The following is a 20995-nucleotide window of genomic DNA, read 5'->3' on the forward strand; positions in this document are numbered from 1 at the left end:
CCGTTGTCCACAGGCTGTGCACAGCCTGCGCACATGCTTGTCCCCCGGCGTCCACAGGTTGTCCCGAGGCTCGTCCACCGACGTGGTTGAGGGGCTGACCTCGGGTTCCGTATGGTTGGCCCCCGACCGGTCGTGCGATGACCCCCGATCGACCGGCAGGTCGAGGTTGTCCATCCCGGCGACAGGGCTGGATCCGGATTCGACGCAGTGGAGGGGGGACCCGTGTCGGTCACCGACGACATGCGGGCGGACTCGCGATCGGGCGGGGGGCAGGCGTCCCCGCCGCCGCAGCGCGACGGCCAGTTCGACAAGACCCCGCCACAGGACGTCGCCGCCGAGCAGTGCGTCCTCGGCGGCATGCTGCTCTCCAAGGACGCCATCGCCGACGTCGTCGAGATCCTCAAGACCAACGACTTCTACCGGCCGGTGCACGCCACCATCTTCGACATCATCCTGGAGATCTACGGCCGGGGCGAGCCGGCCGACTCCATCACCGTGGCGGCGGCCCTGGCCGACTCCGGCGACCTGGTGCGGATCGGCGGCGCCCCCTACCTGCACACGCTGATCGCCAGCGTGCCGACCGCCGCGAACGCGGCGTACTACGCCCGGATCGTCAGCGAGCGGGCGGTCCTGCGGCGCCTGGTCGAGGCCGGCACCAAGATCGTGCAGCTGGGCTACGGCACGAGCCAGGGCGGCAGCCGCGACGTCGACGACATCGTGGACCTCGCCCAGCAGGCGGTCTACGACGTCACCGAGCGCCGCGTCAGCGAGGACTTCGCCGTACTCGCCGACATGCTCCAGCCGACACTGGACGAGATCGAGGCGGTGGGCGCCCAGGGCGGCGTCATGACCGGCGTCCCCACCGGCTTCACCGACCTGGACCGGCTGCTCAACGGCCTGCACGCCGGGCAGTTGGTGATCGTCGCCGGACGCCCTGGGTTGGGCAAGGCGCTCGCGTTGGACACCCCCCTTCCCACGCCCACGGGCTGGACCACCATGGGGGACGTGAAGGTCGGCGACGAGTTGCTGAGCGCCGACGGCCTGCCGACGAAGGTCACCGCCGCGTTCGAGGTACGGCACGACCGGCCGTGCTACGAGGTCGAGTTCTCCGACGGCTCGGTGATCGTGGCCGACGGTGAACACCTGTGGAAGACCACTACGCGGGCGAGTCGCCGCGCGGCCCCCGCCCGCCGGCGCAACCACTGGTCTCCGCAAGCCATCCAACGGCTACAGGGTGCCGCTGCACGCGCCACCTCCAGCGACGATGTCACGATCGCGGAGTTGGCCGCCGTACTCGGCCCGGAGTTCACGCACACCGCTCAACGGGTGGCGCATGACATCGCCGACGAGTCGCCCGTCGTCATGCGCAGGCGCCCGCGTGTGCGCCCTGCCAGGGCCTATCCGGCCCGCCGCCTCTACCGCCAGTTGCTGGAGCGTGTCGAGCAGTGGTCGGAGAGCCTGGCGGCGGCGGAGTTGCAGGACGTGGTGACGACGGAGCAGATACGAGCGACCCTGCGTACGAACACGGCCGACCGACGACTCAATCATGCGGTCGAGAACGCCGCCGCACTCCGCCTTCCGGAGCGCGAACTCCCGCTCGCGCCGTACACGCTCGGCGTCTGGCTCGGCGACGGCCACACGGCGGAAGGAAGGGTCACCACCGTCGACCCGGAGATCCTGGCCGGAATCAAGTCCGACGGCTTCGAGGTCAGACCTTCGGGGCCGATGGTCTACACCATTCGTCCGCCGCGGCTGCCCGCGATCCCGGACCGTGAATGCGTCGTCTGCCATACGGTCTTCACGCCTCGTGGCCCGGCGGTCCACACCTGCGGACAGTCGTGCGGAGGCCGGTCGAAAGGACTCGTCCCTGCGGCGCGGCGCGAAGGTTGCGCCCACTGCGGGAGAGTGGACGCCAGCGCCTGGAACGCAAGTCGCAGGTGCCGTGACTGCCACAAGCGTTACGGCTCCTTCCGTGGTTACCTGCGGGGAGCCGGGGTGTTGGGCGACAAGCACATCCCCGCCGCGTACCTGCGGGCCTCGGAGGCGCAGCGGCGAGCGCTGCTGGCCGGGCTGCTCGACACCGACGGCACCGTGACCGTCAGCGGGAACGTGCAGTTCACCACGACGTCCCCCCGCCTCGCCGAGGACGTGCACGAGTTGGTCGTCAGTCTCGGGTACCGCTGCTCGGTCAGTCGGAAGACCGTCAAGGGACGCACCGCGGAAAGCTCGATCGCCTTCAACTTGAACTTCACGACGAGGGACGAAGTGTTCCGCCTGACCCGCAAGCGGGAGGCGCACCGGCTGCGGCGCCGTAGCGAGAGCAACTCCCGGACGGACAGCCGTTTCATCGTCGACGTCCGACCGGTGGCGAGCGTGCCGGTCCGGTGCGTCACGGTGGACAATCCCGAGCACCTCTACCTCGCGGGTCGGGCGATGATCCCGACACACAACAGCACGGCGAGCATGGACTTCGCGCGCAACGCTGCAATCCGGGCAAACCAGGCGGCGGCCATCTTCTCGCTGGAAATGAGCAAGGTCGAGATCGTCATGCGGCTGCTGTCGGCCGAGGCGCGCGTGCCCCTGCACGTCCTACGCAGCGGCCAGCTCTCCGACGACGACTGGACCAAGCTCGCCCGCTGCATGGGCGAGATCAGTGAGGCGCCGCTCTTCGTCGACGACACGCCGAGCATGAACCTGATGGAGATCCGGGCCAAGGCGCGCCGGCTCAAGCAGCGGCACGACCTCAAGCTGATCGTGGTCGACTATCTCCAGCTGATGACCTCCCCGAAGCGCACCGAGAGCCGGCAGCAGGAGGTCGCGGACCTCTCCCGTGGCCTCAAGCTGCTCGCCAAGGAGGTGGAGTGCCCGGTGATCGCGGTCAGCCAGCTGAACCGTGGCCCGGAGCAGCGCACCGACAAGCGACCACAGCTGTCCGACTTGCGTGAATCGGGCTGCCTGACGGCGGAGACCCGGCTGATCCGGGCCGACAACAACTCCGAAGTGACCCTCGGCGAGTTGCTCGCCGACGGAACCAAGGACGTCCCGGTATGGGCGCTGGACGAGACACTGCGCTACACCCCGCGAACGATGACCCACGTCTTCCCGAGCGGCAATCGGGAGGTGTTCCGCATGAAGCTGGCCTCGGGTAAGCAGATTGACGCGACGTCGAACCATCCGTTTCTCACCTTCGCCGGATGGTTGCCGCTCGGGGAGTTGGCGCCGGGAGCGCGTCTCGCCACCCCCCGGCACGTTCCGCCTCCACTCACGATCCGAACGTGGGCGGAGCCGGAGGTCGTCCTGCTGGCGCACCTGCTAGGCGACGGCTCGTTCGTGCGCCGGCAGCCTATTCGGTACGCGAGCCGCGACGAAGGCAATCTGCAGGCCGTGGCGGAGGCCGCCAAACATTTCGGCATCACCGCCATCCGTGACGACTACGAGGCGGCCAGGGTCACCACCCTGAGGCTTCCCGCTCCCTACCGTCTCGCTCGCGGCCGGCGCAATCCGATCGCCGAGTGGTTGGACGGTCTGGGACTGTTCGGCCTGCGGTCGCATGAGAAGTTCATCCCGGCGGCGGTCTTCGGCATGCCGAAGGAGCAGATCACACTCTTCCTCCGGCACCTGTGGGCCACGGACGGCTCGGTGACCGTGAACAAGTCCGGCCGTGGTGGCCGCATCTACTTCTCGTCGACAAGCCGCCGGATGCTGGAGGACATGTCCCGGCTGCTGCTGCGATACGGCATCACCGCTCGGATCAAAGTGGTGCCGGTCGAACGTCACCGACCTCAGTACACGCTTGACGTTTCCGGACGGGATGACCAGTTGCGGTTCCTCCGGGAGATCGGCGTGCACGGCGACAGGGCGCTCAACTGCGCCGAGCTGCTCACATCGCTCACGGCGATGCGCAGCAACACCAACGTCGACACGGTGCCGCGCGAGGTGTGGGGCCGGGTCCGGGAGATCCTGGCGGAGAACGGCATGACCCACCGCGAGTTCGCCGCAGCGATCGACTCCCAGTTCTGTGGCAGCACGTTGTGGAAGCACGCACCAAGTCGATCCAGGCTTGCGAAGATCGCATCGGTCCTCGAAGCCGCCGACCTCGACCTGCACGCTACGAACGACATCTTCTGGGATGAGATCGTGTCGATCGAGTCACTCGGCAGCCACGACGTCTTCGACGCCACTGTCCTCGGTACCCACAACTTCATCGCCAACGGCATCGCCACCCACAACTCGATCGAGCAGGACGCCGACGTCGTGATCCTGTTGCACCGCGACGACTACTACGACAAGGAGTCGCCGCGTGCCGGGGAGGCGGATTTTATTGTTGCCAAGCACAGAAATGGTCCCACCGACACGGTGACGGTGGCCGCGCAGCTCCACCTGTCGCGCTTCGTGGACATGGCCATCGTCTGAGGACGGCCGCGCCGGTCAGCCCAGCAGGGGGAACCAGCCGGCGACCTCGCCGAGTTCGAGCTGGTCGCGGTCGGTGAGCGGCAGTCGGCCGGTGGCCTTGAGCAGAAACTCGGCGTCGCTCCACGCGGCCGGCCGGACGGCGTCGTCGCTGAGCAGGCCGTCCATGGTGGTCACGGCGACCCGCGTGGCCAGCACCCCGGGCAGGGGCGCGTCGGGCAGGTCGAGGACCAGGTCCAGGTGGTGCACGACGGCCTCGGTGGTCAGCGTGGCGAGCAGGTCCGGCACCCGCAGCACGTGCCCCTGGGTGGTCACGTGGCCGTCGGGGTCGGCCGCGCCCGCGGCGCGTACGGCGGCGGGTGCGGTGTCGGCCCAGAGCCGGACGATCCCGCCGGGGCGGTCGAAGGCGGCTGCGGAGCGGCGGGCCCACCAGGCGTGCCGCGCGCCGTCGCCGTCCCCCTCGGACGGGAACGCGCGCCAGTAGGTCACGTCGTCCACGTCGGCCGGGCCCTCGGCGGGGCTGGCCAGCGCGACCAGCGCTCGCTGGGCGTCGCAGAGCACGTGGAACAGCAGGTCCGCGACGAGCCAGCCCCGGCACCGGGTGGGCCGTTGCAGGTCCGCGTCGTCGAGGTCGGCGACGACGCGGGTGATCCCGTCGTACGCCTGCGCCAGCGCGAGGTGTCGTCCGCGGTGCGTCATGGAGCGCAGCGTCGCACGGCCGCCGCCGCTCGGCACGGCGAACGGCGGTGGCGCGGGGCGTGGAACCGAACGACGGGTGACCGGGCCGGTCGAGGCACCGGCCCGGTCGACGGAGTGGCTCAGCCGAACATCTCGTCCAGGAAGCTCTTGTGCTTCTTGCGCTTGTAGTGGCCGTGGTAGCCGTGGTGCTGCTGGCCGTAGGCGGGGGCCGGCGGGTAGCCGTGCACCGGCGGGGGCGGCGGCGGGACGGCGCCGTAGCCCGGCTGGTGCGGGGCGGGAGCGGGCGGCGGGGGCGGCGGAGGCGGGTAACCGCCCTGCTGGTGGCTCGGCTGGCCGGGGTAGCCGCCCTGCTGGTGGGCGGGCTGCGCCGGGGCCGCCGCGCCCTGCTGGCGACTCCAGTTGGCCTCCGCCTCGAACAGCTTCTCCAGCTCACCGCGATCGAGGAAGATCCCCCGGCATTCGCCGCACTGGTCGATGGTGACGCCGCTGCGCTCGTACTGGCGCATTTCTCCGTGACACTTGGGACAGGTCAGGCTCATCCTCCGACCGTACCCGGTCCGGTCACGCAGTCGCTGTCAGCGCTTCCGTGACTTCGGAGTCGGCGACCTCGTGGAAGTCCTCGTAGTAGGTGCTCACCGCCATGAACTCCGGCGGGTGCTGGGCGCAGACGACCTGGTCGGACTCGGCGGCCAGCATCTCGTAGGCCTCCTGGGAGCCGACCGGGACGGCCACCACGACCCGGCGGGCGCCGAGGTGGCGGGCGACCTGGACGGCGGCGCGGGCGGTGGCCCCGGTGGCCAGGCCGTCGTCGACGATCACGGCGGTGCGCCCGGTCAGGTCGAGCGGCGGTCGACCGGCGCGGTAGAGCCGTTCCCGCCGTTCGAGCTCGGCCTCCTCGCGGCGGACGACCTCGGCGACGTCGTCCTCCGTGAGCCGACTGGCGACGACGTCGTTGAGGACGCGCACGCCGCCGGGGCCGAGCGCGCCGAAGGCCACCTCGGGCGCCCACGGCATGCCGAGTTTCCGGACGACCAGCACGTCGAGGGGTGCGCCGAGCCGCTCGGCGACCACCCGGGCCACGGGCACGCCGCCGCGTACCAGCCCGAGGACGATGACGTCCGGTGCGCCGATGAGTGCGGTGAGCCGTTCGGCGAGCGTCCGGCCGGCCTCTTCGCGGTCGCGGTAGGTGGTCATGCCTCAGGTCTACGCCGTGTCGCCGGCCTCCGCCCGCCGGTTCGCGGAAACCGGGGGGTGCAGGGCGGGGGCCCACGCGAGGAGGGCGAGCGGGTAGAGCAGGTAGCCGAAGCGGGTCGTGGGCATCAGCAGGATCGCGGCGAGCAGGCCGTACCCGCAGATCAGGGCGGTCGTGACGGCGGTGCGGGGCGGGCGGCGGGCGAGCCGGACGGCGATGGCCAGGCCGGCGGCGAGCAGGAGGGCGACGGCGACGGCGCGGCCGGCGGGCAGCGCGGTGGCGATCAGGTGGCCGGGGAACGGCGACTGGGCGGGGCTGGTCACCAGGCCGTGCCCGAGCGGGAAGCGGAGCACGTTCTCGACAAGCGCGTCGCGGTCGACGAGCAGGGCCGGCAGCAGCGCGGCGGCGGGCACGCCGATCGCGCCCGCGGCGACCCGCAGGCCGGCCCGCCGGGTCAGGCCCCAGATGATCAGCACGAGGGCGACCGGCCAGGCGAAGAGCTTCAGCGCCCCGGCCAGGCCGACCGCGAGACCGGCCCGGCCCGGCCGTCCGGCGGCGGCGAGGGCGAGGGCGAGCAGGCAGAGGGCGAGTACGGGCAGGTCGTCGCCGCCGGTGGCGAGGGTGAGCGCGCAGACGGGGAGGACGGTGGCGGCCTGTACGCCCCGGAGCAGGGCGGCGCCGGTGTGGTCGTCTGCGGTCCGGCGTGCGCCGCGGGTGAGGGCGCGGACGGCCAGGGCGAGCGCCAGCGCGGTCCCGACGGCGAACCAGACGCGGGCGTCGGTCCACCAGGCGTCGACGGCCGCCCGGGGCAGCCCGAACAGTGCCATTCCCGGCTGGTAGGGGGTGTAGCCGAGCAGTTGTTCGCCGGGTGGCAGGGCGGCGATCGCGTCGTGCCCGAGGTACGGCGTGCCGGTGTCGACGAGCCGCCGGCCGGACTCCTCGACGACCAGCACCTCCTCCTGCGCCCGGTCGGTGCGTCCGCCGGCCCGTTGGATGCTCTGCCAGGCCAGCGGCAGCAGGGCGGTGGCGAACCAGGCGAACCCGGTGACCGCCCAACGGGCCCGCAGCCCGGCCGCCGGCGCTGCGGGGTCGCGCCGCCGCAGCAGGAGCTGGCCGGTCGCGGCGATGGCCGCGAGGAGGTATCCGACGGCGGCGACGGCGCCCCAGGCCCGGTGCGGGAGCAGGGTGGACGTGGCGGCGGTGATCGCGGCGAACGCCGCCGACCCGGCGTACAGGCCGAGGTCGAGGGCGAGGCCGCCGGCGGCGGAGTCGAGGCGCTGCCAGCCACGGCGGCGGGCGGTCGGGGCGGCGGTCACGCGGGCCAGTCTGGCAGCAGGTGCGCCTCGCCGCGTCAGGTGGGCAGTTGGCGCCTGCCGCCGCGTCAGGCGGGCAGGTGGCGGTCGGTGCGGCCGCGCCCGCCCGGCCGGCGGCCCGGGGCGAGCCGGATCACGGCTCCGGCGTCGTGCAGCGGAGGGGCGAGGGTGCCGGGGCTGCCCCCGGAGCCGCGCCGGAACGCCGCGAGGAGCGTGCCGGCGGGCACCGGCCGGGCGAAGAGGTGCCCCTGGCCGGCGGTGCAGCCCAGCTCCCAGAGGGCCCGGCGCTGCGGCTCGCTCTCCACGCCCTCGGCCACCACGTCGAGCCCGAGGCTGCGGCCCAGGTCGAGGGTGGAGCGGATGACGGCGGCGGCCTCGGCGGAGGTCTCCATGGCGGTCACGAAGCTGCGGTCGATCTTCAGCTCGTGCACGGGGATGCGGGAGAGCAGCGACAGGGAGGAGTAGCCGGTGCCGAAGTCGTCGAGCGCCAGCCGGACCCCCTCGTCGCGCAGCCGGCTGAGCACCCGGTCGACCACGTCGAGCTGGCTGAGGGTGAGCGTCTCGGTCAGCTCCAGCACCAGCCGGTCGGGGGGCAGGTCGTGGGCCCGCAGCCGGGCCAGCACGGAGCCGGGGAAGCGGGCGTCGAGGAGGCTGCGCGGCGACACGTTGACCGCCACGGGCACGTCGAAGCCGGCGTCCCGCCAGCTGCCCGCCGCGAGTAGTGCCTGGTCGAGGATCGCCTCGGCGAAGGCGGGGAGCAGGCCCGAGCGTTCCACCGCCTCCAGGAAGCGCAGCGGGTCGATCATCCCGTGGGTGGGGTGGTGCCAGCGGGCGAGGGCCTCCGCGCCGGTGACCCGGCCGGTGCCCAGGTCGACGATGGGCTGGAAGTTGACGGTGAACTCGTGGTCGGCGACGGCGCGCGGCAGTTCGCCGCCGAGGGTGAGCCGGCCGAGGTCGGCGGTGTCGCGGGTCGGTGCGTACGTCGAGGTCCGCTGGCCGGCCCGTTTGGCCTGGTACATGGCCACGTCCGCGCGGCGCAGCAGCTCCGGCATGCCGCCGGTGGCGGGTGCGGCGGCGATCCCGCCGCTCGCCTCGACGCTGATCCGCATGCCGTCGAGGTCGAACGGCTCGTGCAGCGTGGCGAGCAGGGTCTCCGCGCGGTGCGCGGCCACCGCCGGGGCCGGCAGACCCCGCAGGAGTACGGCGAACTCGTCGCCGCCGAGCCGGGCCACCAGGTCCCCCTCCTGGGCGGCGTCGCGCAGCCGCTCGGCGACCTGCACCAGGACGTGGTCCCCGGCGGCGTGCCCGAGGGTGTCGTTGACCTCCTTGAAGTGGTTGAGGTCGATAAGCACCAGCGCGGTCACCCCGTCGGCGTGCCGGGTGTCGAGCTGTTCGGTGCCCTGGTCGAGCAGGTGTCGGCGGTTGGCCAGCCCGGTCAGCGCGTCGTGGGTGGCGGCGTACGCGTGCTCGTCGGCGACCCGGGCCAGTTCGGCGTACGCCTGCGCGTTGCGCACGGCCGTGCAGAGCGCCGAGGCGAAGGTGCGCAGCGTGTACTGCTCCCGCTCGGAGAGCTGCACGGGCCCCCGGAACCGCAGCCGCAGTACGCCCACGTCGACCGTCCGGTCGTGCCCCTCCAGGGCGGCGGGGACCACGGTGCCGTCCACGGCGGTCGGCTCGCCGGCCGGCCCGTCGTACGTGATGGCGACGGCACCGCCGCGTACTGTCCGGCCGCCGTCGCGCAGCTCGATCTCCACCTCGTCGGCGGAGAAGAGCTCGGCGGCCTGGGTGACCGCCGTGGTGAGGACCTTGTCCAGGTCGACCACGTTGAGCGCGTCGGTGGTGCGGGCCAGCCGCTGCCACGCCTGCTGCTCGGTGCGGGCCTTGACCTGGTTGGAGTAGAGCAGGTGGAGGCTGAGTACGAGGGGCGGCACCGCCAGCAGGAGCCGGGGGTCCCCGTGGAGGATGAACAGCGTGGTGACGATGAGGACGAAGCGCGCCAGCGCGCTCGTCAGGCGCAGCCCGAGGCCCTCGCGGAAGAGTTGCCTGAGCCGGGTGCCGGTGGCGAGTGCGATGACCGGGAGGGTCAGCACTTCGTCGAGGACGACCGTGACGGCGTAGGCGACCCCGATCGGGCCGAGGGCCGGCCACAGGTCGGTGATCGGTGGTGATCCTCCGGTCGCGTGGAGGGCTGCTCCGCCGCCCACCGCCAGCAGCATGGTCTTGGCCACTCCGAAGGCGGCCTTCAGGGGCGGGAGCTTGGCGAGGTACTGGGCTATCGCCACCCCGATGCCGGTGGTCAGGATCACCAGCGGAGTTGGCGCGACCGCCAGGCTCAGGATGATCGCCGTCTCACTCCAGGAGATCGCGTGGACCGTCGCGCGGATCCGGATCCGCCACTTGATCGTCATGGCGAGGAGGGCCAGGCAGACCAGAGTGAGCGAGAGCGTCAGGTGGTTGCGTGACCAGTCCAGCCGGGTCAGCTCGCGGAGACACAGGGCGGCCGCGATGGCGGCCACAACGCAGACGAGGCCGACGTGCAGCGTGAGCCGCCGCTCGGCCTCTGTCTTGCCCACGTTCGGTCGTGTCACGGCATCCCGACTGCTTCCGACTGCAAAGCACGCCAAGATTACCCGCGGTCACGCGCCAGCCACAATCCTCAGTTCCACTCGTGTGCCGACATCGCTATCCCTCCCCGGTTTCGCGTTGGCCCTTGCGCGGCTGTGTTCCGCGACGCCGACAGCCTAAGTGCGGTTCGGCCAATTATGGAGGGATATATGTGACTATGGGCAATGGATGAGAACCGTGCCCTGCGGCGTGACTTTCTGCTTCTGGCCGGGAACTCAGTGCTGTGTGTCTATCGACTTCCGGTTAACGCTAGATAATGAACCGGTGGCGGCGTCGGCGCATCGGACACGACGGTGCAGTTTGCAGCGGCCGACGACGTGACACCGGGTCGTGGCGCGTGCCCTGGGCACATCGCGTGGTCTAGACCACCGCTTCCGTGCCGGTACGCCCGTCCGCCCGGGTGGTTCCGTCAGCGCTCACCGCCTGCCGCCGCCCCGACGAGGTCACGGAACGACCGGAGCAAGATGCACTCCGTACGTTGCCCGTTGCCGCCCCGATCGATGCGCCCGGAGATTCTCCCGATGGTGATGATCGCTTCCGTGGCGTTGCGGAGTCAATGACGTCCCGTCGTTACGGGACGTCATCCCGAGCCACCGTCCACCGGGAAGGGCGAGCTATCGGTCCGGTCCATGAAGTGGGAGGGAAACGGCCGCGGGACAACGGGCCGGAAACGCGTTCCGAATTCGCGACAGGGGTGGTGCCCACTCGCGAGGAGTCGCGGCCGTCGCGCGATCGAAAGGGACGTCGGTTCAGCCGGTGCGGGCCCGTCGTCGCCCGGCGTGCCCGCGCCGGTGACCCCCGTGCACCCGTACCGGAAAGATAGGCTCGCGAGCGTGACCGAACCCGCGCAGCTCACCCACGTCGATCCGGCGGGCGCGGCCCGCATGGTCGACGTCTCCGCGAAGGCGGTCACCGGCCGCCTGGCCGTCGCCGCCGGCCGGCTCCGCACCACGCCCGAGGTCGTCGAGCTGCTGCGCCGCGACGGGCTGCCCAAGGGCGACGCGTTGGCGGTCGGCCGCCTCGCCGGCATCATGGGCGCGAAGCGCACCCCCGACCTGATCCCGCTCTGCCATCCCATCGCCCTGCACGGCGTCACGGTCGACCTGACGCTCACCGACGACACCGTCGAGATCACCGCCACCGCGCGGACGGCGGACCGCACCGGCGTGGAGATGGAGGCGCTGACCGCGGTGGCCGTCGCCGGGCTGGCGCTCGTCGACATGGTCAAGGCGGTCGACCCGGCGGCCAGCGTCGACGCGGTCCGGGTGCTGCGCAAGGAGGGCGGCAAGACCGGCCTGTGGGTCCGCCCGCAGGAGCGGCCGTGATCCGGGCCCGGGTGGTCGTGGCGTCCAACCGCGCCGCGGCGGGGGTGTACGCGGACACCAGCGGCCCCCTGCTCGTCGCGGGCCTGCGCGACCTCGGCTGCGAGGTGGACGGGCCGGTGGTGGTGCCCGACGGCGAGCCCGTGGGTGAGGCGCTGCGTGCCGCCCTGGCCGACGGGATCGACGTGGTGCTGACCAGCGGCGGTACGGGGATCAACCCCTCCGACCGCACCCCCGAGGTGACCCGGGCGCTGCTCGATCACGAGGTCCCCGGCATCGCCGAGGCGATCCGGGCGCACAGCCGCGACAAGGTCCCCGCCGCCGCGCTCTCCCGGGGGCTCGCCGGCGTCGTCGGCCGGATGCTGGTGGTCAACCTGCCCGGGTCGACCGGCGGGGCCAGGGACGGCCTCGCCGTGCTCGGGCCGATCCTCCGCCACGCCGTCGACCAGCTCCGCGGCGGCGACCACTGACGACGCGGGAGGGCCGCGACCAACCGGTGGGCGCGGCGCCGCTGACGGCGCGGCCGGCATGCCGCACCGTTAGGCTCGGCCGGTGAGCACGGAAACCGCCCCGGCCGCCGAGCCGGCCACCGCGCCCCCGCCCGCCGGCTGGGAGGAGGCCCGCTCCCGGGTGTACGCGGTCGGCCTGGCCGCCGCGCTCCCCGCCGTCAGCCGGCCGCTCGCCGAGATCGACGGGCACACCCTCGCCGAGCCGCTGGCCACCCGTACGGACCTGCCCGCCTTCCCCACCTCCAGCGTCGACGGCTGGGCCGTGCGCGGCACCGGGCCGTGGCGGCCGGTCGGGCGGGTGTTGGCGGGCGGCACCCCCGCCCCGCTGACCGACGACGGGACGACCGTCGAGATCGCCACCGGCGCGATGGTGCCGGAGGGCACCACATCCGTGCTGCGGGTGGAGGAGTCCCGTCGTACGCCGGAGGGCCTCGTCGACGGCACGCCGCGGCCGGCGCCGGAGTGGCGCGAGCCGGGCGAGGAGGCGTACGCCGGGGAGGAACTGGTCCCCGCCGGCACGCCGGTCGACCCGGCGCTGATCGGCCTGGCCGCCTCCTGCGGGCACGACAGCCTGCTGGTGCGGCGGCAGCCCCGCGCCGCGCTGCTGGTCTTCGGTGACGAGCTGCTGACCGCCGGCCCGCCCGGCGCCGGACGGGTGCGCGACGCGCTCGGGCCGGCGGTGCCGGCCTGGCTGCGCCGGTACGGCTGCCTGGTCCGCCCGTCGGACGTGGTCGGACCGGTGGCGGACACGCTCCCCGCGCACGTGGCCGCCCTGCGCGCGGCGCTGAGCACCGCCGACCTCGTGTGCACCACCGGCGGCACGATGCACGGGCCGGTCGACCACCTGCATCCCACGCTGGAGGCGCTCGGCGCCGACTACGTGGTCAACACGGTGGCGGTGCGGCCCGGTTTCCCGATGCTGCTGGCGCGGCTGGTCGACGCCGACGGCCGGGTCCGGTTCGTCGCCGGGCTGCCCGGCAACCCGCAGTCCGCCATCGTCGCCCTGGTCTCGCTTGTCGCCCCGCTGCTGGCCGGCCTGGCGGGCCGCCCGATGCCGGTGCTGCCGCACGCCACGCTCGCCGAGCCGGTGCGCGGCCGGGGCGGGTACACCCACCTGGCACTGGTCCGGTTGGACCGGACCGCCGGCACCGCCCACCCGGTCCGGCACGTCGGCTCGGCGATGCTGCGCGGGCTGGCGGGCGCCGACGGGTTCGCCGTCATCCGCCCCGGCACCTCCGGCGAGCCGGGGGACCGGGTGCCGGTCGTACCGCTGCCGCTGCTGCCCGGGGAGCGTGCGTGGTGACCACGCCGACGGCCGACGCGTCGGGCCGGTCCACGACGTTCGGCGAGGTCACCGACCGGCCGCTCGACCTCGCCGCGCACGAGGCGGCGGTCGCCGACCGCCGGGCCGGCGCGGTCGTCTCGTTCCAGGGGGTGGTCCGCGACCACGACCACGGCCGGGCGGTGACCAGCCTGGAGTACGAGGGCCACCCGAGCGCCGGGCGGATCCTGCGCGAGGTCGCGGCCGAGATAGCCGCCGACCCGGACGTGTACGCGGTCGCGGTGTCGCACCGGGTCGGCCCGCTCGCCATCGGCGACGCGGCCCTGGTGGCGGCCGTCAGCACCGCCCACCGGGCCGCCGCGTTCGCGGCCTGCGCCCGACTGGTCGACGAGGTCAAGGCGCGGCTGCCGATCTGGAAGCGGCAGGTCTTCGCCGACGGCACCGAGGAGTGGGTGAACTGCCCCTGAGGGGCGGCCCACCCGGTCAGCGGCGCAGGCTCGGCGCGGCCTGCCGGCCGAACCGGTCGGCGTAGAAGGCCGGCTCGGCGCCGGGGCGCCACGGCAGGGCGGCGACCAGCAGGATCAGGGCCAGCGCCAGCGAGTTCTCCATCAGGGCGCCGAAGAGGCCGTCCTGGTAGTGCGACACCTCGGGGAGCTGGTGCTCGTACGGCCAGATCGGGGAGACCAGGAAGAGCAGGTAGAGCCCGACGGCGGCGACGCCGTGCCGGAGCCCGGTCAGCGTCGGGTACCAGATCGGCGGGCGCAGCCCCGTCACCCCCGGCGGCCCGCCGTACCCTCCCTGGCCGGCCCGCTGCGCCAACCCGCGGCTGGCCTCGCGACGGCGTACGGCCGCGTCGGCCAGCACGATGATCGCCGGGATCACCCAGACCAGGTGGTGCGTCCAGGAGATCGGGCTGATCACGTTGGCGGTGAGGCCGACCAGCGTGAACGCGGTCAGCTCGTCGCCGTCGGCGCGGGCGTTGACAGCGCGGGAGAGGCCGACCGCCAGCATCAGCACCGAGAACGCCAGCCAGAGCAGGCCGGGCGTCTCGATCGAGTCGTACAGCCGGGCCAGCAGCCCCGCCAGCGACTGGTTGGGCGTCATGTCGGCGGCCCCGACGCGCTCGGTCTGCCAGAGCACGCCGCCGAAGTAGGCCCGCGACTCGGTGCCGACGACCGCGAAGGAACCGACGGTCACCGCGATCACCGTGCCGATCGCGGTGGTCGCGGCACGCCACTGCCGCGTGATCATCAGGTAGGCGATGAACAGCGCCGGGGTCAGCTTGACGGCGGTGGCCAGGCCGATGCCCACGCCGGCCCACGCCCCGCTGTAGACGAAGCGCAGCAGCGGGCCGTCGGTCGGGGGGATGTGGGTGCCCCGGCGGGCCCGCCAGCGCAGGCCGATCAGGTCGGCCATGATCAGTGCGAAGAGGAGCAGGTTCACCTGGCCGTAGCCGAGGGTCTCCCGGGCCGGCTCGATGGCGACCGCCAGCGGCGTCGCGATCCCCACGGTGAACCAGAGCGGCCAGCCGAGCCGGTCGACGATGGGGCGGAGCAGCCCGGCCAGCACGACGGCCAGGGCGGCGATGCTGGCGAGCGCGTTGACCATCCCGGCCAGCTCGACCGGCAGGTGCGCCATCGGCAGCATCACCAGGCCGCCGAACGGCGGGTAGGTGAAGCCGAGGGTGGTGCCGGGTGCGATGAACTCGTAGAGCTCGTGACCGCTCGCCCACCACACCACCGCGCCGTGGTAGATCTTCATGTCGAAGAAGTTGTACGGCCGCCCGAAAGCACCGATGGCGAGCCATGCGGCATAGGCGACGGCGGCCACGATGCCAGCCCGTACGACTGTCCTACGATCGATCCCACGCGTTACGCGACGGACTGGGGCGAGGCGGTCCACCCGTCTTCCGACGGTCGCCGGCATGGCGTGGCCACCCCCGTACCAAGGTCGTCCTACCCGTCCAGGTCCTGCACGGAGCCTAGAACGGCGCCTCACGTTAATGCCTCCCGCGTTATGCGACCGTGTCCGATCCCACACATGTTTTTGACATTTCCACCGCGTTAACGCCTGTCGGGTGGTTCAGGTGATTCGCGGCGTTGACACGTGAAGGCCCGGGCGGGGGGAGGTATCGACGCAGGTCAGCCAGGCAGTCGACGGGCCGTCGCTGCCGATCGTACGGCGATTCGGGCCTCCCTGCGGGCGGTACGGACGGCTCGCTGCACGGAACGTCGGGAGTGGCCGATCCGGTGGCCCGTCCGCCACCGCAGCCCCGGCTTGCCGCCGGTGTCGGCGGCGGCGAGCAGCAGCCCGCCGAAGAGGCCGAGGTTCTTCAGGAAGTGGATCTGGTTGTTGCGCCGCGCCGCCGGGTCGTCGTTGTTCCAGAAGGGATGCCCGGCGAGCGTCACCGGGACCAGCGTGCCGGCCAGGACCAGGGCCGCCGGCCGGGCGAACCGTCCGGTGGCGAGCATCAGCCCGGCGCCGACCTGCACCGCCGAGTTGACGCGAATCAGCGTCTCGGTGTCGGTGGGGATGCGGGGGTCGGTCTTCTCCAGCAGCGGAGTCACCCGGTCCGTCACGGGCTTCGCGGCCGGGACCAGCCGCCCGGGGTTCCGGAGGTTGGTGAACCCGCTGACCACGAAGATGCCGCTCAGCATGGCGCGGGCGAGGGAACGTACGGGTTTCATGGGTCAGTCATACCCCGTCGCCGGCCCGGCTACCCCCGCAACCGCCGATCCGGATCGGTGGACGTGCACCTCGCGCCACGCCGATTCGAGCGACCGTCGCTGATGGACGGCCCGTGAGGGGTAACGTGCCCCGCGTGACGACGTTGCGGCTGCGACCTGAGGACCCGGCCGACACCGGCGCGGTCCGGCGGGTGCTGGCCGGCGCGTTCGCCCGCCCCGACGTGACCACGCCGCCCGAGGTGGGGCTGGTCGCGGAGCTGCGGGACAGCGACGCCTGGCTGCCGGAGCTGGCGATGGTCGCCGAGTACGGCGGCGAGGTCGTCGGCTACGCCCTGCTCACCCGGGTCCGGGTCAAGTCCGACGACCACACCGCGCCGGCGCTGGCGCTCGGCCCCGTGGCGGTCGCGCCGCACCGGCGGCGGATCGGGCTCGGCACGGCGGTGGTGCAGGCCGCCATCGAGGCGGCCACGGAGCTGGGCGAGCGGCTGGTGGTGGTGCTCGGCGACCCGGGCTACTACCACCGATTCGGCTTCGGCCGGGCCGACCGGATGGGCCTGACCAGCCCCTGGTCGGGTCTCGGCGACCCCTGGCAGGCGCTGGTGCTGCCGCCGGCCACGAGCGGCGAGGGTCCGCCGCCGCGCGGCGAGGTGCTCTTCCCGCCGCCCTGGTCCAAGGTCTGACGCCCGTCGCGGCTCGTCGCGGCCGGTCAGGCCGGTTGGGTACGCAGGTAGCGGCCGAAGTGCGGGACGGTGAAGGCGACCGTGCCGCGTTCACCGGAGTAGATGAGGCCCTTCTTGATCAGCGCGTCCCGGGCCGGGGAGAGGCTGGCTGGCTTGCGCCCCAGGGCCCGGGCGATCTCCGCCGTCGGCACGGCGGCGTCCATGTCGTCGCGTCCCCCGCCGTCCGCCTCGCCCTCCACCAGGGACAGCGTGGCCATGGCCCGCATGTACTCGCGTTCGGCCGGGGTGGCCCGTTCGAAGCGGGAGCCGAAGAAGCCCACGGCCAGCTCGGCCTCGGCCTCGGGCGCGGCGACCCGTACGTCGGCGGCGGTGATCGGCGAGCGGGGCGCGTGGTCCCAGGTCGCCTTCCCGTACGCCTGGACGAAGTAGGGATAGCCGCCGGACTTCTCGTAGAGCAGGTCGAGCGCCTTCTGCTCGTACTCGACCTCCTCGCGCTCGGCCGGCGCGCAGAGCGCCTGGTCGGCGGCGATCCGGTCGAGCCGGTCGATGCGCTGGTAGCGGAAGAGCCGCTCCGAGTACGACTTGGCCGCGCTGAGCACGGCAGGCAGGTGCGGCAGCCCGGCGCCGACCACGATCAGTGGCGCGCCGAGCTGGGACAGCTCGTGGCAGGCGGCGCAGAGCGCGGAGACGTCCTCCGGGCCGAGGTCCTGCATCTCGTCGATGAAGATCGCGATGCCGGTGCCGACGTCGGCGGCCACCGCGGCGGCGTCGGTGAGCAGCTCGACCAGGTCGATCTCGATGTCGCCGGAGTCGGCGCGGCCGCTGGCGGCGGGCACGTCGATGCCCGGTTGCCACCGGTCGCGCAGCTTCGGGGCGGCGGTGCCGCGACCGGTCGGCGCGGTCCGCTGGGCGAACGCCTTGAGCACGCCGAGGAAGGCGTCGATCCGGTCGGGCGCGCGGTGCCGGGGCGCCAGTTCCCGGACGGCCATGTGCAGCGCGGCGGCGATCGGGCGGCGTAGCGACTGGTCCGGTCGGGCCTCGATCTTGCCGCTGCCCCAGAGGTGGTTGATCGCCTGGGAGCGGAGGGTGTTGAGCAGCACCGTCTTGCCGACCCCGCGCAGGCCGGTGAGCATCAGGCTGCGTTCCGGCCGGCCCCGGGCGATGCGCTCCAGCACGACGTCGAAGACGTCCAGCTCGCGCCCCCGCCCGGCGAGTTCGGGGGGACGCTGACCGGCGCCCGGGGCGTACGGGTTGCGGACCGGATCCACGCATCGCACAGTATCGGGCCGTCTAGCTGGGGGACTAGACATCCGTAGATGGGGCAACCGGCGTGTCGGGTCACCGGGATCGGTCTCGACACAAAACTAGGGCTGTCTAGCGTCCATGCTAGACAGCCCTAGTTTTGGTAATCAGCGCTTCTTCAGGCAGAGCACGTAGTCGAGGATGTCGATCGAGTTGTCGTGCACGTAGTTCGCGGTCGCCTCCGGGGCCCGGGTCTTGCACCGGTCACCGTCCGCCGTACCCGGGATCCGCAGGAGCACCTCGTACGTGTTGGGGCCGCAGGGCACCTTACGCAGCTCGGCCTTGCTGGCCGTGCCGTCGTTGACCACGCAGTCGCCCTTGGCGAACACCTTCCTGCTGGGGCTCGGTGCGGCGGTGGTCGGCTCCACGCTGGGCTCGTCCGTGGGCTCGCTCGTCGGCTGGCCCGTCGGCTTGCTCGTCGGCTGGCCCGTCGGGCCGGCGGTGGCGTTCACCGTCGGGGCCGTGACCGGGTCGTCGTCGCCGGCCTGCCAGAATCCCCAGCCGGCGAGGCCGAGGCACGGGCAGAGCAGGAGCACCGCCACCAGGCCGATGATCAGCGCGACCTTGCCACCGCTCTTGTTCGCGGGCGGAGCGGCCGGCGGCATCGCGTACCCGCCGGGCCCCGGCGGCGGGGCGCCCCACTGGTTGCCGGGCGTGGGTGCCGGCCCGGCCGGCGGATACGGTCCCGCCTGCGGGTAGCCCCCCTGGCCCGCCGGCGGCTGCACCCCGGGCGGCGGCGGATAGCCGGCCCCGGAGGAGGGCGGCGGGTATCCGGCCCCGGACGTGGGCGGCGGGTATCCGGCCCCGGAGGTCGGCGGCGGGTAGCCCGCCCCCGAGGTGGGCGGCGGGTACCCGGCCCCGGAGGAGGGCGGCGGGGGGTAGCCCGGTTCCGGCGCCGGCGGCTGCGCGGGCTGGTTCCACGCCGGGTCCTGCTGGCCCCACTGCGGGGTGGCCGGCGCTTCACCCCCGTACGGCGGCTGGCCCCACTGCGGTTCGTTGCTGGCCGGCGGCTGGCCCCACTGCGCGGCGGCCGGCGGCTGCCCCCACTCCGGCAGGGTCGGGTCGATGGGGGGCGGGCCGCCCGGGGTGCCGGGCGGGCGCTGGTAGGGGTCGTCCGGCTGTGCGGGTGATCCGTAGGTCGTCATCTCTTCCTCAGGGGTGCGGTGGCTCAGCGCTGCTTCAGGCAGAGCACGAAGTCGAGGGTGTCCAGCTCGCTGTCGAAGAAGTACCAGTTGGTGTAGCCGTCGACCTTGGCGCACTTCGCCGCGGCGTCCTTCTCGCCGCTGGTCGCCCCGTCGATCCGGCGCAGCACCTCGTACGTCTGCGGCGCGCAGTCGCTGATCAGCAGCTTGGGCTTGCCGCCGGCCGGCCCGTCGTTGCGGACGCACTGGCCGGCCTTGACGAAGCGCGGATCGGTGGAGGACTCGGGGGCGGGTGTGCTCGGCGTGGCGGCTGTCGCGCCCGCCGGGGATTCCGGCGGGTCGGTCCGGGCCGCGGGCGCGGGCCCGCTCGGCGTGGCGACGGGCTTCCTGTCGTCCTGGTCGAGCAGGTAGAGCACCGCGGCCCCGCCGACCAGCACCAGCAACGTCACCGTGGCCAGCACCGCGACGACCGGGGCCGTCCGCCCGCGCCGCCGTCGCGGTGGCGGGGCGGGACCTGCCGCGTACGGGGAGGGGACGGCGGTGCCGTCGCTCCGGGCGGCGTACGGCACCGGGCCGTGCCCCGGCGGGGGTGGGCCGTACGCGTCCGCCCAGGGCTCCTGCCCCGCAGACCCGGCCGACGGACCGTACGACTCGTCGGGGTGCCGCCCGTGCCACGGGTCCGGGTCCCCGCGACCCGGTGGTCCGTAGTTCGCCATGCACGCCTCCCGTGCGAGTGGTGAGAGGCCGGCCACCAACGAGGGACGCCGACGCCGACGTCACCGTAGCGTGTCCACCGATGAGGCCACCTCCACCGAGTGCGCAGCCGCCCGTCGACGCGGGTACCCCGCCCGGCCCGGCCGCCGGGGCGGGTCGTACGGCTGCTGCCGCGCCGGCCCTGCTCTGGACCGCGCTGCTGCTGGTCTACGTCCTGTGGGGCTCCACCTATTTGGGCATCAAGATCGTGGTGGAGTCCATGCCGCCGCTCGGCTCGGCGGCCGCCCGGTTCGCCGCCGCCGGTCTGGTGCTGGCGATCGTGCTGCGGGCGCTGCGGGGGCGGGGCGCGCTGCGGGTGGACCGGCGACAGCTCGCCTCGGCCGCGCTGGTCGGGGTCCTCCTGCTGGCCTGCGGCAACGGGCTGGTGGTGCTCGCCGAGTCCGGCCCGGTGGGGGTGGCGGTGCCGTCCGGGGTCGCCGCCCTGCTGGTGGCGACCGTTCCGCTGCTGGTGGTGCTGCTGCGTACGGTCACCGGCGACCGGCCCCGGTCGTGGACGCTGGCGGGGGTGACGCTGGGCTTCGTCGGCCTGGTGCTGCTGGTGCTGCCGACCGGCGGGGCGGACGCCGTGCCGCTCACCGGGGCGCTGACCGTGGTCGCGGCGGCCACCTGCTGGTCGATCGGCTCCTTCCTCTCCGGGCGGATGCGGATGCCCGCCGACCCGTTCGTCGCCACCGTCTACGAGATGTTCGCCGGGGCGGCGGCGCTGGCCCTCCTCTCGGTGGGCCGGGGCGAGCTGCGCGGCTTCGACCTGGGCGCGGTGACCACGCGGTCGTGGCTCGCGCTCGCGTACCTGATGGTGGCCGGCTCGCTTGTCGCCTTCACCGCGTACGTCTGGCTGCTGCACCACGCCCCGATCTCGCTGGCCTCCACGTACGCCTACGTCAACCCGGTGGTCGCGGTGGCGCTCGGCGCGTTGTTCGCCGCCGAGCCGGTCACCGCGCGGGTGGTGCTCGGCGGCGCGGTCATCGTCGCCGGGGTGGCCCTCGTGGTGAGCACCGAGAGACCGCGACGTCCCGTCCGGGGGGCCGCGCCGGAGCCGTCGCGCCGGTAGCGTCCGC

General features: G+C 73.3%; 17 protein-coding genes. 7 read left to right on the forward strand and 10 right to left on the reverse strand.

From position 1 onward, the window contains the following. Positions 1 to 240: 240 nt before the first annotated feature. A complete protein-coding gene (locus AB0B83_RS09280) occupies positions 241 to 4413 on the forward strand; it encodes a replicative DNA helicase (RefSeq protein ID WP_357577784.1) in 4173 nt (1390 codons plus the stop codon). 15 nt (positions 4414 to 4428) lie between these two features. On the opposite strand, the gene AB0B83_RS09285 is transcribed toward AB0B83_RS09280, so the two are convergent. The 5 genes from AB0B83_RS09285 to AB0B83_RS09305 form a co-directional block, all read right to left on the reverse strand. Next, entirely contained in the window at positions 4429 to 5109 is a 681-nt protein-coding gene (locus AB0B83_RS09285) for a maleylpyruvate isomerase N-terminal domain-containing protein (RefSeq protein ID WP_357577730.1), read from the reverse strand. 119 nt (positions 5110 to 5228) lie between these two features. Then, positions 5229 to 5648: a zf-TFIIB domain-containing protein gene (locus AB0B83_RS09290; protein ID WP_357577731.1), complete on the reverse strand. Its 420-nt coding sequence runs from the start codon at positions 5646 to 5648 to the stop codon at positions 5229 to 5231. A 22-nt stretch (positions 5649 to 5670) separates the two neighbouring features. Further along, positions 5671 to 6303, reverse strand: coding sequence for a phosphoribosyltransferase family protein (locus AB0B83_RS09295; protein ID WP_132235514.1), 633 nt, complete (start codon positions 6301 to 6303; stop codon positions 5671 to 5673). A gap of 9 nt (positions 6304 to 6312) precedes the next feature. Continuing rightward, positions 6313 to 7617 carry a glycosyltransferase 87 family protein gene (locus AB0B83_RS09300; protein ID WP_357577732.1) on the reverse strand — a complete coding sequence of 435 codons (1305 nt, stop codon included), beginning with the start codon at positions 7615 to 7617 and terminating at the stop codon, positions 6313 to 6315. 65 nt (positions 7618 to 7682) lie between these two features. Further along, positions 7683 to 10109: a bifunctional diguanylate cyclase/phosphodiesterase gene (locus tag AB0B83_RS09305; protein WP_357577785.1), complete on the reverse strand. Its 2427-nt coding sequence runs from the start codon at positions 10107 to 10109 to the stop codon at positions 7683 to 7685. A gap of 963 nt (positions 10110 to 11072) precedes the next feature. Here AB0B83_RS09305 and moaC point away from each other — a divergent pair. The 4 genes from moaC (at position 11073) to AB0B83_RS09325 (ending at position 13819) form a co-directional block, all read left to right on the forward strand. Then, on the forward strand, positions 11073 to 11564 hold the full coding sequence (gene moaC / locus AB0B83_RS09310; protein ID WP_357577733.1) for a cyclic pyranopterin monophosphate synthase MoaC: 492 nt from the start codon (positions 11073 to 11075) through the stop codon (positions 11562 to 11564). After that, on the forward strand, positions 11561 to 12031 hold the full coding sequence (locus AB0B83_RS09315; RefSeq protein ID WP_357577734.1) for a MogA/MoaB family molybdenum cofactor biosynthesis protein: 471 nt from the start codon (positions 11561 to 11563) through the stop codon (positions 12029 to 12031). The genes moaC and AB0B83_RS09315 overlap by 4 nt, the downstream gene beginning before the upstream one ends. An 82-nt stretch (positions 12032 to 12113) precedes the next feature. After that, positions 12114 to 13373, forward strand: coding sequence for a molybdopterin molybdotransferase MoeA (locus AB0B83_RS09320; RefSeq protein ID WP_357577735.1), 1260 nt, complete (start codon positions 12114 to 12116; stop codon positions 13371 to 13373). Then, positions 13370 to 13819, forward strand: a complete 450-nt coding sequence (locus AB0B83_RS09325; protein ID WP_357577736.1) for a molybdenum cofactor biosynthesis protein MoaE — start codon at positions 13370 to 13372, stop codon at positions 13817 to 13819. The genes AB0B83_RS09320 and AB0B83_RS09325 overlap by 4 nt, the downstream gene beginning before the upstream one ends. Before the next feature lie 16 nt (positions 13820 to 13835). On the opposite strand, the gene AB0B83_RS09330 is transcribed toward AB0B83_RS09325, so the two are convergent. After that, positions 13836 to 15278, reverse strand: coding sequence for a glycosyltransferase 87 family protein (locus AB0B83_RS09330; RefSeq protein ID WP_132235524.1), 1443 nt, complete (start codon positions 15276 to 15278; stop codon positions 13836 to 13838). A 215-nt stretch (positions 15279 to 15493) separates the two neighbouring features. Continuing rightward, positions 15494 to 16039: a DoxX family protein gene (locus AB0B83_RS09335; protein WP_357577737.1), complete on the reverse strand. Its 546-nt coding sequence runs from the start codon at positions 16037 to 16039 to the stop codon at positions 15494 to 15496. Between the two features lie 125 nt (positions 16040 to 16164). On the opposite strand from AB0B83_RS09335, the gene AB0B83_RS09340 reads away from it, so the two are divergent. Continuing rightward, positions 16165 to 16719 (forward strand): N-acetyltransferase, encoded by a 555-nt coding sequence (locus AB0B83_RS09340; protein ID WP_311410102.1) that lies wholly within the window; start codon positions 16165 to 16167, stop codon positions 16717 to 16719. Positions 16720 to 16745: 26 nt separating this feature from the next. Here AB0B83_RS09340 and AB0B83_RS09345 read toward each other — a convergent pair whose 3' ends face one another. From AB0B83_RS09345 to AB0B83_RS09355, 3 genes are all read right to left on the reverse strand, one after another. Next, complete coding sequence (locus tag AB0B83_RS09345; protein WP_357577738.1) at positions 16746 to 17987, reverse strand: ATP-binding protein; 1242 nt, start codon at positions 17985 to 17987, stop codon at positions 16746 to 16748. Between the two features lie 141 nt (positions 17988 to 18128). Continuing rightward, positions 18129 to 18578 carry a PT domain-containing protein gene (locus tag AB0B83_RS09350; protein ID WP_357577786.1) on the reverse strand — a complete coding sequence of 150 codons (450 nt, stop codon included), beginning with the start codon at positions 18576 to 18578 and terminating at the stop codon, positions 18129 to 18131. Between the two features lie 611 nt (positions 18579 to 19189). Continuing rightward, positions 19190 to 19732: a hypothetical protein gene (locus AB0B83_RS09355; RefSeq protein ID WP_357577787.1), complete on the reverse strand. Its 543-nt coding sequence runs from the start codon at positions 19730 to 19732 to the stop codon at positions 19190 to 19192. Between the two features lie 227 nt (positions 19733 to 19959). Here AB0B83_RS09355 and AB0B83_RS09360 point away from each other — a divergent pair, with 227 nt between their 5' ends. After that, positions 19960 to 20988 carry an EamA family transporter gene (locus AB0B83_RS09360; RefSeq protein WP_357577739.1) on the forward strand — a complete coding sequence of 343 codons (1029 nt, stop codon included), beginning with the start codon at positions 19960 to 19962 and terminating at the stop codon, positions 20986 to 20988. Positions 20989 to 20995: the final 7 nt, after the last annotated feature.

The organism is Micromonospora sp. NPDC049060 (genome assembly GCF_040649055.1).
Lineage (GTDB): Bacteria > Actinomycetota > Actinomycetes > Mycobacteriales > Micromonosporaceae > Micromonospora > Micromonospora reichwaldensis.

Bases quoted from the DNA above. Each gene is read 5' to 3' on its own strand.
- AB0B83_RS09330 (WP_132235524.1), bottom strand. From the start codon at position 15,278: ATGCCGGCGACCGTCGGAAGACGGGTGGACCGCCTCGCCCCAGTCCGT.
- AB0B83_RS09280 (WP_357577784.1), top strand. From the start codon at position 241: ATGCGGGCGGACTCGCGATCGGGCGGGGGGCAGGCGTCCCCGCCGCCG.
- AB0B83_RS09285 (WP_357577730.1), bottom strand. From the start codon at position 5,109: ATGACGCACCGCGGACGACACCTCGCGCTGGCGCAGGCGTACGACGGG.
- AB0B83_RS09295 (WP_132235514.1), bottom strand. From the start codon at position 6,303: ATGACCACCTACCGCGACCGCGAAGAGGCCGGCCGGACGCTCGCCGAA.
- AB0B83_RS09290 (WP_357577731.1), bottom strand. From the start codon at position 5,648: ATGAGCCTGACCTGTCCCAAGTGTCACGGAGAAATGCGCCAGTACGAG.
- AB0B83_RS09360 (WP_357577739.1), top strand. From the start codon at position 19,960: ATGAGGCCACCTCCACCGAGTGCGCAGCCGCCCGTCGACGCGGGTACC.
- AB0B83_RS09335 (WP_357577737.1), bottom strand. From the start codon at position 16,039: ATGAAACCCGTACGTTCCCTCGCCCGCGCCATGCTGAGCGGCATCTTC.